The 13408-nt window shown below is 46.8% G+C and carries 12 protein-coding genes; 5 read left to right on the top strand and 7 right to left on the bottom strand.

The features are described 5' to 3' along the window. The first annotated feature begins 246 nt into the window (after nt 1-246). Both NSS66_RS16425 and NSS66_RS16420 read left to right on the top strand, forming a co-directional pair. Entirely contained in the window at nt 247-1227 is a 981-nt protein-coding gene (locus NSS66_RS16425) for an aldo/keto reductase (protein WP_028541203.1), read from the top strand. A 99-nt stretch (nt 1228-1326) separates the two neighbouring features. Continuing rightward, the gene (locus NSS66_RS16420; RefSeq protein WP_279835079.1) at nt 1327-1701 is read left to right on the top strand and encodes a MerR family transcriptional regulator; all 375 of its coding nucleotides are present in this window, start codon (nt 1327-1329) and stop codon (nt 1699-1701) included. On the opposite strand, the gene NSS66_RS16415 is transcribed toward NSS66_RS16420, so the two are convergent. Together NSS66_RS16415 and NSS66_RS16410 are read right to left on the bottom strand one after the other, a co-directional pair. Continuing rightward, a complete protein-coding gene (locus NSS66_RS16415) occupies nt 1698-2363 on the bottom strand; it encodes a methionine ABC transporter permease (RefSeq protein WP_023986716.1) in 666 nt (221 codons plus the stop codon). The genes NSS66_RS16420 and NSS66_RS16415 overlap by 4 nt on opposite strands. After that, a complete protein-coding gene (locus tag NSS66_RS16410) occupies nt 2360-3382 on the bottom strand; it encodes a methionine ABC transporter ATP-binding protein (RefSeq protein ID WP_023986715.1) in 1023 nt (340 codons plus the stop codon). Before NSS66_RS16410 ends, NSS66_RS16415 begins: the two co-directional genes overlap by 4 nt. A 262-nt stretch (nt 3383-3644) precedes the next feature. On the opposite strand from NSS66_RS16410, the gene pdaA reads away from it, so the two are divergent. After that, nucleotides 3645-4442 carry a delta-lactam-biosynthetic de-N-acetylase gene (gene pdaA / locus NSS66_RS16405; protein WP_053324494.1) on the top strand — a complete coding sequence of 266 codons (798 nt, stop codon included), beginning with the start codon at nt 3645-3647 and terminating at the stop codon, nt 4440-4442. Nucleotides 4443-4603: 161 nt separating this feature from the next. After that, entirely contained in the window at nt 4604-5371 is a 768-nt protein-coding gene (locus NSS66_RS16400) for an HAD-IIB family hydrolase (RefSeq protein ID WP_053324493.1), read from the top strand. Between the two features lie 71 nt (nt 5372-5442). Here the strand turns inward: NSS66_RS16400 and NSS66_RS16395 are convergent, their stop codons facing one another. Next, nucleotides 5443-7140: a glycoside hydrolase family 13 protein gene (locus NSS66_RS16395; RefSeq protein ID WP_340959392.1), complete on the bottom strand. Its 1698-nt coding sequence runs from the start codon at nt 7138-7140 to the stop codon at nt 5443-5445. Between the two features lie 272 nt (nt 7141-7412). Between NSS66_RS16395 and NSS66_RS16390 the strand changes: the two genes are divergently transcribed. Then, nucleotides 7413-8504, top strand: a complete 1092-nt coding sequence (locus tag NSS66_RS16390; protein WP_340959390.1) for a hypothetical protein — start codon at nt 7413-7415, stop codon at nt 8502-8504. A gap of 309 nt (nt 8505-8813) precedes the next feature. Here the strand turns inward: NSS66_RS16390 and NSS66_RS16385 are convergent, their stop codons facing one another. From NSS66_RS16385 to NSS66_RS16370, 4 genes are all read right to left on the bottom strand, one after another. Then, nucleotides 8814-9602 carry an SDR family oxidoreductase gene (locus NSS66_RS16385; protein WP_071559420.1) on the bottom strand — a complete coding sequence of 263 codons (789 nt, stop codon included), beginning with the start codon at nt 9600-9602 and terminating at the stop codon, nt 8814-8816. 18 nt (nt 9603-9620) lie between these two features. Beyond that, nucleotides 9621-10778 carry an SMP-30/gluconolactonase/LRE family protein gene (locus tag NSS66_RS16380; protein WP_340959388.1) on the bottom strand — a complete coding sequence of 386 codons (1158 nt, stop codon included), beginning with the start codon at nt 10776-10778 and terminating at the stop codon, nt 9621-9623. A 153-nt stretch (nt 10779-10931) separates the two neighbouring features. After that, nucleotides 10932-11945, bottom strand: coding sequence for a zinc-dependent alcohol dehydrogenase family protein (locus NSS66_RS16375; protein WP_071559422.1), 1014 nt, complete (start codon nt 11943-11945; stop codon nt 10932-10934). Nucleotides 11946-12341: 396 nt separating this feature from the next. Next, nucleotides 12342-13403, bottom strand: a complete 1062-nt coding sequence (locus NSS66_RS16370; RefSeq protein ID WP_071559423.1) for an EAL domain-containing protein — start codon at nt 13401-13403, stop codon at nt 12342-12344. Nucleotides 13404-13408 lie beyond the last annotated feature (5 nt).

The following is a 13408-nucleotide window of genomic DNA, read 5'->3' as shown; positions in this document are numbered from 1 at the left end:
ATATCCTGCTTTATCAAAGTCTTTAGTCATGTTTAGTTCTACGGATTATGCAACCAAGGAACTATGCTAAGAGAATTATACGAAGTCCCACTGAACCAATTCTGAACAATAAGACCTATATGATGGCATCACGCAACAAAATCGCTTGACTTGGAGTGAACTCCAAATGTAATAATATCCGGTGTAAGTAGCTGGAGTAGACTACATTTGAAGAAAACAATATCTAGGAAAGCGAGGTATAATTAAATGGACTATGTGAAACTTGGAAATACCGGTTTGGATGTATCCCGGCTTTGTCTTGGGTGTATGGGCTTTGGGGTTGCAGAACGGTGGATTCACCCATGGATACTAGATGAAGAGCGCAGTCGTCCAATTATAAAAAATGCCCTGGAGCTAGGTATTAATTTTTTTGATACCGCGAATGTATATTCAGATGGAACTAGCGAAGAAATTGTTGGACGGGCTTTAAAGGATTATGCGAATCGAGATGAAATTGTCCTCGCGACAAAGGTTCATTTCCGTATGCATCAAGGCCCGAATGGTGCGGGACTTTCCCGAAAGGCTATCATGAGTGAAATAGATAAGAGCCTTAAGCGACTGGGGACAGATTATGTGGATCTGTACCAAATCCATCGCTGGGATTACAATACCCCTATTGAAGAGACGATGGAAGCATTACATGATGTTGTGAAGGCTGGGAAGGCAAGATATATTGGTGCTTCTGCCATGTACGCATGGCAGTTTCTGAAGGCGTTACATGTTGCTGAAAAGAATGGATGGACCCGATTTGTATCAATGCAGAATCATTTAAATCTCTTATATCGTGAAGAGGAAAGAGAGATGCTGCCGCTTTGTAAAGAAGAAAAAATCGGTGTGATTCCATACAGCCCGCTTGCAGGTGGAAGATTGACGCGTGATGTGCAGGAAACAACACATCGTTCCGAAACCGATCAGGTTGCGAAATCTAAATACGATGCGACTGCCGATACCGATCGATTGATCGTGGAGCAGGTTGCGGCCATCGCAGAAAAACGTGGAGTTCCTCGCGTTCAAATCGCACTTGCCTGGTTGCTACAGAAAGAACCGGTAACAGCTCCCATTATCGGTGCTACGAAAACGTCTCATCTCGAAGATGCAGTAGCTGCTCTTTCGATTACGTTAACACCTGAAGAAATTGCATTGCTGGAAGAGCCATATGTTCCTCATCCGGTAGTTGGCGCTCAGTAAATATGGATGAAATGACAGTTTCGAAATAAGAAACGACAAGAACGCCCTATCCATTTACATAGGGCGTTTCTTGATCAGAAATCAGGAGGTGAAGTCAACATGTTGATCGCAGAAGTAAGCAAAAAATTCGAACTATCTCAGGATACACTCCGCTATTATGAACGCATCGGACTTATTCCGCGTGTGAACCGTAATAAAAGTGGAATCAGGGATTACACGGAAGAAGACTGCAGATGGGTTGAATATATCAAATGCATGCGAGGCGTAGGGCTTCCCATTGAAATTTTGATTGAGTACGTTAGGTTGTTCCAGCAGGGTGATGAAACGATAAATGCTAGAAAAGAACTCCTAATGGAGCAGCGTAAGCAGCTCATTGCAAAAATGGAAGATATGAACAACGTATTGGAACGCATGGATTATAAAATTACAAGCTATGAACAGACAATAGGTAAAAAAGAAAAACATCTAATTTAACCCCTACGTGCTTTGCGGGAGAGCAGGTTTCCCAAGGACTGAACACCTTGAACAAACAAGACTAGAATGATGACGGTAATCAGCATAACCAGCGTATCAAAACGTTGATAGCCATACGCGATCGCCAGATCGCCAATTCCGCCTCCACCGACCGCACCAGCCATAGCAGTAGCACCAATCAGACCAATAGATGCTGTCGTTAACGACAAAATCAGAGAACTGAATGCCTCAGGAAGCAAAAAGTATCGAATGACCTGGAATGGAGTCGCCCCCATCGCATCTGCTGCCTCCAGTATCCCCGGATTCACCTCCAACAGCGAGTTTTCGACCAGCCTGCCGATATATGGCGCAATATATACAATCAAGGGGACAATTGCCGCACTGGTCCCAATGGATGTATTCACAATCAGACGGGTTAACGGAATGATCGCAATCAGCAAGATAATAAACGGTAAGGAACGAACAATATTAATAATCGGATTCAAAATATTATGCAGCCATTTGTTCTCCAGAATTCCACCCGGACGAGTGATGACGAGTAAAATACCGATAGGGATACCGATCAGGGCACCAATGAATAATGATATGCTGACCATGAGCACGGATTCATACAAAGCTTCCCACAGTTGATCCCAGGTGATCGTAGTTCCTGTAATCATCATAGACTCTCTACCTCCTGAATATGGACTCCTTTGCTCTTGAGAAAATCAACAGCCTGCTGAACGGCATGCTGTCCGCCGCGCAGTTGGATCGTCATATAGCCAATTGTCGTTTCTTGAATCTCCGTCATGTTGGCAAACAAAATGTTCACGTGGATATCATGCTGCCGAATCAATTCATGAACCACCGGATCAGAAGCAACCTGCCCTATAAATTCCAGCTTGTATATTCGCTGCGATTCTTGCTGTTCGAACGTTTGCAGCACACTCTCGGGTACCGTATCGTGAATGACCGTGCGTACAAAGCTCTGTGTCGTTGGGTGCTGCGGCTGCCCGAATACCTCCAGGACATTGCCCTGCTCTATGATTTCCCCCTTTTCCATTACGGCTACCTTATTGCAAATTCGCTGAATCACCGACATCTCATGGGTAATGATCAAAATGGTGATCTTGTATTCCTTATTGATTTTGCGAAGCAAGTCGAGAATAGACTGTGTGGTCTGCGGATCAAGTGCCGAGGTTGCCTCATCACAGAGCAAAATGGACGGGTTGCTCGCAAGCGCCCGTGCAATCCCTACACGCTGCTTTTGTCCGCCGGAAAGCTCGTTGGGATAGCTATTCGCCTTGTCGGACAATCCTATGAACGCCAAGAGCTCTTTTACACGCCCCTCTATTTCCCGTTTGTTGCGCTTAAGCAGCACCAACGGAATTGCAATGTTGTCGAACACTGTTTTCGATTCCAGCAGATTAAAATGCTGAAAAATCATTCCGATCTTCTTCCTTACCTTCCGAAGCCCAGAGGTCGAGTAGGTATTTAACTGTTCCCCCTCAACAAGAACCTCTCCGCTGGTTACCTTCTCCAGACGATTGACCAAACGGATCAGCGTACTTTTCCCTGCGCCACTGAATCCGATAAACCCGAAGATATCTCCTTTATCCACTTTGATATTTATATTTTTTAACGCTTCAATACTTAGGCCTTTTCTCACGTAGGTTTTGGATACATTCCTAAGTTCAATCATGAGTCCTAACTCCTTCCGTTCTCACAAGTATGTAAGATGTTCTGAGCTGATTTCTTTTCTTTGGCATGAACGATCGAATTAAATCCGAGTATTCTAGTAAGTTTTATAAAGTATACTACTTCGATTTAATATTCATGTCAATATGTGTTTTGAGTCTGGTTAGTCCATGTCCTTGCATAAATCAGCATGGTATTGCAGATGGTATGGAATATGCCGAAGCATACACACCTTACCCGTACGGGACGGAAGCGGAGGAACATAGATGAAGCGAATATTTACCTTGTGGCTATGCGTTGCAGTTATAGGGATGTTGACAGTTACGGCGGAACCCGCATGGGCCAATCAGACTGTCGACGGACAGCCTTATCATTTTGGATTTAAAAAAAGTAAGGGAGGGGAGCTACCTTCTATCGCACAAGAAGGCTTTATGCACCTGATCGAAAGACAAGGTGGCATCTTTCTGGGGGATACGACTAAAAAAGAATTATTTCTCACTTTCGACAACGGCTATGAGAATGGGTATACTCCGAAAGTGCTGGATGTATTGAAGGCCAAAAAGGTCCCAGCCGCCTTCTTTGTGACAGGGCATTTTGTAAAAGACCAGCCTGCTTTGATGCGACGCATGGCAAGTGAGGGTCATATTATCGGAAACCATTCATGGAGCCATCCTGATATGAGCACCATTTCTTCGGCAGAGATCCGGTCTGAGCTGGATCGGGTACGAAATGCATCGGCAGAGCTAACCGGGCAAAAAGAAATGAAATATGTCCGGCCGCCTCGCGGCATTTTTAGTGAAAAAGCATTGGCTTCCTGTCGAGAAGCCGGATATACGAGCGTATTCTGGTCTGTAGCTTACAAGGACTGGGACACAAATATTCAGCAAGGAACGGACTATGCCTATCGTCAAGTCATGCGTCAGCTCCATCCTGGTGCGGTTATTCTGCTTCATTCCGTATCCAAGGACAATGCCGAGGCGCTTGCTTCTATCATCGACGAGGCTCGCAAGCAAGGGTATGAGTTTAAAAGTCTAGACGACCTTAAGGTGAAACATTATCACTAAATAGTAACTGAATTTAATGAGTCGATATCATAATGAGCCCGATCTACACCTGCCCATGGCAGCCAGTGTGAATCGGGCTTTTTAGTTTACGACCAAGGAAGGTAATGGATATAATGACTGTAAGAAATGAATTGGAAAGCACTATTTTTTGGAGGTATATCATGCATTTTGTATTTGATCTGGATGGAACGATTTGCTTTAAGGGTCAGTGTGTGTCGGATAAGATCGCAAGCTGTCTGGAACAATTGTCCCGATCGGGACATGAAGTCATTTTTGCCTCGGCACGGCCGATTCGCGACATGTTACCCGTACTTCCTAAACGCTTTCACACCTATGCTCTGATTGGTGGCAACGGCTCTATGATCTCCCAACAAGGCAGTATAACTCACGTGGAATCCTTTTTACCAGATGTGAAGAATGCCTTGCTCGCACTACTGGAGGAACACCAAACCACCTACCTGATTGACAGCGAGTGGGATTATGCATATACGGGTGCAGCTGATCATCCTATACTCAACAATGTGGATATCAGCAAGTTGGCGCAAAAGCTGCCTTTGGCTTCCCTGAAATCCATCGTAAAAATGCTCATTTTAACTGCTGACGATATGGATGAGCTGGCCGCCAAGCTTTCGCCGCTCGGCGTGGTCATCCATCAACACCGTAATGAACAAGTGCTGGACATCAGCCCGCAAAATATCCATAAATGGAACGCACTTCAGAAGCTTGGTGTGCAGCCCCGTCAATTTATCGCCTTCGGCAATGATGCGAATGATATACCGATGTTCAGGGAGGCACACCATGCTGTCATGATTCATCAACATGCTGAACTGGCTGCCTTCGCGACTGAATCGATCCCTAATGAGGGGGAAAATCAAGAAGACCTGATTATCGCCAAAATACGTGAGTTGGCTGAAACAGTTACCATTTAGCCAAACGCCAAGAAAGGGAAGGTCTCTCTATGAACCTTCCCTTCCTTTTACCATTCTACAGATAGCAACGCCTATTGCACGCTTAGCTTATACACTCGGGCTTCATATGGGCGCAGCTTCAAGGCGTGCAGTTGTTCCCCTTGTACCGGCTCGTAGTTGGACAGCAGCAACTTCGCTTTAGCAACAGGAAAGTCCTCCTCGGGCCAGTGGTACACCGGATCACGATCAAAGAAATTCAAAATGACCAGCAAACGCTCTTCTCCCAGCAAACGAGTGAATACATACAGCTCCGTATCTAGCGGCAACAGCAGCTTGTATTCGCCATAGACTATGACCTCATGTTGTTTGCGCAGAGCAATCAACTTGCGATAATAGTGGAAAATCGAGTCCGGATTATTTCTTTCTGCCTCTGCATTAATGTGCGTGTAGTTATCATTAATCTTCATCCACGGCTCTCCATCGGTAAATCCGGCTGAAGGGCCAGCATTCCATTGCATGGGAGTACGCGCATTATCCCGACTTTTCCGCCAGATCTCCGCCATAATCTGTTCCTCAGACTCACCGATCTTCCGTTGCTGCTCATAATAATTCAATGTTTCCACATCCCGGTAATCATCAATTGACGGGAATGCGATATTCGTCATGCCAATTTCCTCACCTTGATAAATATAAGGCGTACCCTCTAACATATGTGTGAAGGTTGCCAGCATTTTGGCTGACTCTACGCGATATTGTCCATCATTAGCAAATCGCGAGAGGGCCCGCGGCTGATCATGATTGTTCAGATAATTGGCATTCCATCCTTCCTCATGAAGCACTGTCTGCCAGCTGCTCATTATTTTTTTCAGCTCCACCAGTGTCCACGGCTTGGGTTTCCATTTTTCCGTCCCTAGCCCTTGTGCATCAATAAACATGTGTTCAAACTGGAAAACCATATTCAGCTCATGCCGCTGGTCCCCCACATAATCAAGCGCCTGTTCCGGTCCTAAACCAGACGTTTCGCCAACTGTCATTAAGGGATAACGCTCCAGTAATTTTTCATTCAGCATCCGTAGAAGCACATGTACCTGTTCCAGATTGGAAAAGAGCTGATAGGCACGTACCAAGGTTCGTTTGTCAGGATTATCGGCATCCGGCAGTCCCTCCGCTTTGACAATATGGGCAATGGCGTCAAAACGGAAGCCATCGACTCCCTTTTTCAGCCACCATTCCACCATGCGGTAGAGTTCGCTCACCATCTCTTCATTTTCCCAGTTCAGATCTGGCTGATGCTCGGAATATAGATGCATGTAATATTCGTCTGTAAGCTTGTCATATTTCCACACTGAACCGGAAAAATACGATTCCCAGTTGTTCGGATATCCGCCATTTTTGCCTGTTCGCCATATGTAGTAGTCCCGCTTCGGATTATCCTTGGACGAGCGTGACTCCGTAAACCACGGATGCTCATCCGATGTATGGTTTAATACCAAATCCATCATGATTTTGATGCCTCGTTCATGCGCCTGGTGAAGCAGTTCGTCAAAATCCTCCATTGTTCCAAACTCATCCATAATGGCATAATAATCGCTAATATCATATCCGTTATCGTGATTAGGCGATTTATATACCGGACAAATCCAGATTACATCAATACCCAGCTCACACAAATAATCCAGCCTGGACAAAATGCCTCGCAAGTCTCCTTTACCGTCTCCGTCAGAATCCTGAAAACTGATCGGGTAAATCTGATATACAACGGCTTCCTTCCACCATATTTTTCTAGGCATGTTTCCCTCCTGTAGCTTCTCTGTACATCCAATAGCTTATGCTCTTAACATACACGCAATACCTGTCTGCGAATCGTTGGTGTAGGGGAACAAGAGTCTTGTAAGCTTGCTTCGACGCATTAGCAGAGCCGCTATAACCTACGGAGATTTATTTTTAAAAAATATTTTGCAAAACAGGTTGTAAAAGTGGACCTGGCGTTACCTATATTTATGAACTACCCATATACATGTACTCAAAGCAGTGCCACTTTTAAATAAAAGGAGGAATTTACATGAACCATCGCCCCAAGGAGCCAAAGGATCTGATTGTGGAAACTGCTGTGATCCCGCCCAACATCCATGTGGACGTGGAGTCAGCCACTGAGGGGGGAACACGCCGCCTGATGCTTAGCGATAACCCGGAGACGCTTACCCACGTGACGGTACCTACCGAGCAAGCCACCCTGTGGCATGATGTGGTTCGCACGACAACCCGAACTGTCAAGCATCGCATTTTCGGCTGGCATTATAACAAAATCGGCAGCGCTGTTAAACTGGGCATCACCGTAGAGAACAGAAGCGCTGCTAAACTAGAAGTACGTCATATTGAACGTGCCCTTAAGATTGTGCCTGAGGATGGCAACTGGATTATAGATGTCGGGCAGTCTATTGCCAAAAGCTGTTTGGCGGGTACGATGGAACGTCTGAAGCCAGCAGACCGTCATAAATTCGGCAAAGGCACCGCCCTGCTGGAGGAATTTGAGCTGCCCGAAGGATCACTGGCCGGATTCATCTATGACCTCACAGTAGAATTTGCTGAAGGCCACGGTACGCTGGATTATGTGATTCGCACCGTGATCAGCAAGGATACGCAGACGGATCTGCGCCAGATTCATATGGATGCGCTTCCTCCCGTACCTCCACCACAGGCGCATCCACGAGGGGTGTGGTCCTTTTCCGAAACGAATTCGCGGATGCCAGAGTACGTGGTCGGGCAAAGCGCCAACTACCGGGCGTGTGCCACCAAAAAGCTGAACGGCGAGACTCCTGCCGATCTGCTGTTTACCGGGGCACGCAGCGAGCTGGGGCCTGCGCTAGATAATCGCGGACAATTCGGAACCATATACAACGCGACGATTCCCATCGTTAATGACAGTGACGAGGTACGTATCGTACGAATTCATGCCAATCCACGTGGGGGCGCGTTCGCCGGGTCTGTGCGTGTGGATGATCGTGTATATGGTATCCCTCTGCTACGAGATAATACCAAGGTATGCCGATTGGCTGATATCAGCGTCCCTCCCGGCAGATCTAGCTATGATCTCAGCTTCATGGTTGCAGGGAGCGCAACCACACCCTTGGGGCTATACGTCATTACACTATAGCTGTGCTCACGATGACTGAATGAGCGAACGTGGAGCCAAAATTTTCACAGAATATGGTCTGCTCTATAGTAAATGGAGCTGTCCCAAAGCTGGTTTTAAACTTTATTGGACAGTCACGCTTCGTCATTAGTATAAAAAAAGTGCGAGTGCAAGGGTTATTATCCCCCTGTAGCTCGCGCTTTTTGGTTCATGCTCACCCATTTGAGCAGGTTATGGTCAAACGAAGGCACGTAGTCCTCTTCGCCGCCATACCCGGCATCGGCGATGACCATACCCGGTTACCCGGTTTGTGTCAGAATAAATATCGCTCTATTTGAACCGCTGGACCTGCCTCGAAGGCATAATGGTCAACTCTGGAATATTGACATGCTCCGGCTGCTCTAGTGCATAAAGGGCAGCTTCTGCAACATCATCGGGATGCAGCGGCAAAACGCTCGAAGCAAACGCCCGAATTTCCTGCTCGGGATATCCGGCCACCTGCGAAAATTCCGTCGCCACCGCCCCGGGGTGAATCGCAGTTACACGAATTCCTTGCGTACTGGTCTCCAAACGCAATGCAGAGGCTATGGCACTAACGCCGTACTTGGTAGCGCTGTATAGTCCTCCTCCGGCAACCACTTCCTTCGCTGCAATAGAGGAGATAATGACAACATCCCCCTTGGCCTGTTCCCTCATTGGCTGAAGTCCGTACTTCAGTGTCAGGACAAGACCGTGCACATTCGTCTTGTAAAGCTCCTCCCATCTTTCCAGTTCCACTTCTGCCAGCGGGCTTCGATACCCGAAGCCGGCATTGGCAACGATAATGTCAAGCCGCCCCCAGCGTTCAAGAATGGCGTGGACCGCCTGCTGTACGTCTTCAGCTTTTTGGATATCGGCAGGTATTGCCATGACCTCGTACAACTCCTCTTGGTTCAAGTCGCGAACCAATTCATCCAATCGCTCCTGACGGCGTGCCAATACAGCTACATACGCGCCTCGCTTTGCCAGTTTTTTTGCAATTGATGCCCCAATGCCGCTGCTTGCGCCTGTTACCAAAGCTACTTTCCCGGCCAGGCTTTCCTTCGCTTTCCAGGATAATCTCAATTCATCCAATATCATATTATACCCTCCCCAAGCTTATTTGGTTAAAAGCACACGATGAACACCCTGGCTGCCTCCAGGAGCTGTACCTATATATAAATATCCGTCATGGTTTACAGCCGTGGTTACCCCATAAAGCGAGCCTTCAGGATCATGCCAGCTTCCGATGAGTTTACCCTGCGGATTAAGCTCTATAGCAAGCCCATGCTTCACAGGTGCGCTTGCACCGCTGAGCAGCGATTGAGGCAATTTGGCCATCATTCCAGCCAGCCACGGGCTTCCATGCATCTGATCTACAAAGGGAATACGTGTTGTGAAGAGACCGACCCAGAAATGGCCTTGATCATCACGCGTAATGTTATCCGGAAAACCGGCGAGATTATCCGCAAAAATATCCGAAGTTCCCTTCTTCGGCCCTTTGAGCCAATATCGGGTCAATTGGTAGTGATACGACTCTGCCACAAGCACAAAATCTTCGTCCGCAGACAAGGCAACCCCGTTCGCAAAATAAAGGCCTTCCAACAGAACTGTCGTCTGCTTGGTCGCCGGATCATATTTCAGCAAACGTCCATGTGGCTTGTTCTCGGCGATTTCTTTGAAGACTACACTGCCATAATTGGAGGTGTCAGAAAAATAAATGGTACCATCTTTGGCAATATCCAGCTCGTTGGCCAAATAGATCGGTGTGCCGTCGACTTGATTGGCCAACACCGTCACGTTTCCGGAAGGATCTACCGACAGCAGCCCCTTCTTAACATCCGTAACGATCAGATTTCCACTTGCGTCAAACATAAGTCCATTGGGCGTTCCTTTGGTATCTGCATATAGCTGGGCCTTTTGCGGATTGCCCTTTGTATCAAAGGCAACCTTATAAATTTTCCCGTCGGAGTCTCCCGTATATAAATTTCCTTCCTTGTCAAAGGTGATAAATTCCGGAAACTTAGGGGCAATTGTAACAAGCTCTGCGGAGCTGAGTTTGTTGTTTTGTTGCCATGGACCCGCTTGTTCAAAAGAGGGGGGCGAAGATGCAAGCCATTTTGCAGGCTGGACAGGGGAAGGGATGAGCATAAAAATAACCATTCCCAGAAGGATTACCGCCAACAGCGATAATCCGGTTCTGCGTACCCATTTACGCGGTTTCTTAGTCTTTCTTCCTTGAGAATCTTTGACAGATAAATCGGGTTTACTGGGCATTAGAGTGCCTCCTATGTGATGTGAATAATATTTCAGCATTTTGCATAATTCGATTCCCAACGCTCGAAAGTACACTATATAGACGAACTAAACCGTTTCGATCTATATATTGCTGATTTGAAATCGCTCTTGGGATTTATGCAAAATGCTCATTTATATTTGAACGACGATTTTACCGAAATACTGTTTTCCTTCAGCCAAAAGTGCGAAGGCTTCGCCGATTCGGCTGAGCGGGAATACCCGGTCAATGACAGGATGTAAACGATGGCGGGAAATGGCACGATTCATGTTTTCGAAATGTTCCCGGTTACCGACTTGGCTGCCGCGAATCGTCGCAGCCTTCTGCAAAATGCTGGTGACATCAAACTCAGGAATAGTCAAGCCCGATAAGAAGCCGACCATGTTCACAGTCCCTCCGGTACGAAGTGCATTGATGGATTGCGCCATTGTTGCCGCTCCCCCTACATCCAGGACATGGTCGACTCCGCCGTCTGTCAGCTCCAGAACCACCTTATCCCACTCGGGAACTTCCGAATAGTTGATTGTCTGCCATGCGCCGAGATCCTTTGCCCGTTCCAGCTTGTCATTGCTGCTCGATGTGATAATTACCCTTGCTCCCGCCATCAGAGAGAATTGAAGCCCAAAGATGGAAACACCGCCTGTTCCTTGCAAGAGCACCGTATCCCCCGCTCGCAGCCCACCGGATTCCATCAGCATGCTCCATGCGGTTAATGCTGCAATCGGCAAGGTGGAAGCCTCCTCCCAAGAAAGGTGATCCGGAATGGCGACGACCCCATCTTCATGCAGAACGATATATTCAGACGCCACTCCACTGAGCGGGCCTCCCAGACTGTCCTTTAAGACCTCCGCTCTCGTGCTCCCGCCAATGAATTTCTGTTGTAAATTTGCCGCTACCCTTTGTCCAATCTGAAATTTTGTCACCCCTTCGCCCACAGCTACAATTTCACCCGCTCCATCGGATAACGGAATGAAGGGAAATTGAATGCCGATCGGCATTAGCCCGTTGATAATCACCAAATCCCGGTAATTCAGGGACGCTGCCCTTATGCGGATCAGAACTTCCAGCCGTCCCGGCACCGGTATGTCAAGTTCCGTCAAGGTTAACTCTTCAAAGCCAAAACCGTCTTTCAGTTGCACTGCTTTCATTTTGGTTGTCCTCCCTGTAATGTTAAACTTTTTACCTAGTATGGATACGGTGTATTACGAAAGAAACACTGTTTCTTATACAATACACTGTATCCAATTGTCTTCAAGACGTCAATCTTTACTTTAAAAATAAAAACGGTCGTAAACTGCCTCCGGGCTTTTAACGTTCCTTACCAAGTAAAATTGGAGACTAAGTGGCTTCGCTTGTCCAGAACTTACTCAGGTGGGCAAGCAGACCAAAAAACGCGAGTTGCAGGGGTGAAATAACCTCTGCAACTCGCGTTTTTTACATTAATGGTGATAAAGCGCTGTCCAATAGAATTGGAATTTGCTTATGCCACAGCCTTATTTAAGCTCCAATTTTTATAAACTACGTCTACTTAAATTTGTTCCTGACTATATTACGCTACTAAGCATAAAATTGGAGGGCGGACCAGGCTCCGGCTTGCCAAACAAATAACCCTGAGCCAGTGACACACCTGCTTCACGACAAAATTCAAAATCCTCCATCTGCTCTACGCCTTCAGCCAACACTTGGCCTCCAAAACGAAAAGCCGATTCTACAATCCCTGTAATTTGCCGCTTCTGATCACTGTTACTATGACAGCCGTCAATTATACTGCGGTCAATTTTAACATAATCCGGCTGAAGGCAATTCATAAGCTCTGTCGTAGAATAACCTGCCCCCACATCGTCCAGGGCTACCGAAACTCCTCGATTGCGATATTGATCAAAGATATGATGCAAAAAATTAAGGTCGTCTATCTCTTCCGTTTCTACGACCTCAAATACAAAATCCTTCGTACTCATGGATAACCGATCAATCGTCTCAAAGGTGTGATTCAAGCAATAAGCCGGATTATAAATGGTGGAAGGGAGAAAGTTAATAAAACGTTTAATTCCCGCCGGAAGGCATGTTGCACTTTTTTCAATAGCGGAAATACGAGCCGAGCGATCCAGATGAGCATGCAAGCCAGCTTCACGGGCGATTTCAAACAGCCGGAAAGGCTGAAAAGGTCTCTCTGCATGTGACGGACGCAGCAAAAACTCAAACCCGATAATATCCAGCTTGTGGTCAACAATAGGCTGCATATGGCTGGAAAAACTTTGATCCTTAATAATACTCACGATATCTGGATGTTGCAGTCTGGCTTGCAATTGACTAAATAGAAGCCAGTCCTCATATCCTTCGATATAATGCAAGCCCGTTACCACAACTTGCATATGGTTCAGGTATTCCTGCGGCAGACGAGCCAGTCCGTTAACCAGCTGTTCCAGCTCTGAACGGCTGTCAAAGCGAAACTCTATGCTGCCCTCACGCCCATGTTCCTGCTTCAGTTGTTCCGATAGCATACCCAAACCATCTAATGCTGGAGTAAGCGACACCCTGGAATGCCTAATTCTGAGCAATCCTTGATCCTTAATAGGTAATATGATGCTGCAATTGCTGCATGTCATAATGG

It is taken from the genome of Paenibacillus sp. FSL R10-2748, assembly GCF_038005565.1.
In the GTDB taxonomy this organism is placed as follows: domain Bacteria; phylum Bacillota; class Bacilli; order Paenibacillales; family Paenibacillaceae; genus Paenibacillus; species Paenibacillus polymyxa_B.
This window is presented reverse-complemented; position numbering and strand designations above follow the sequence as displayed.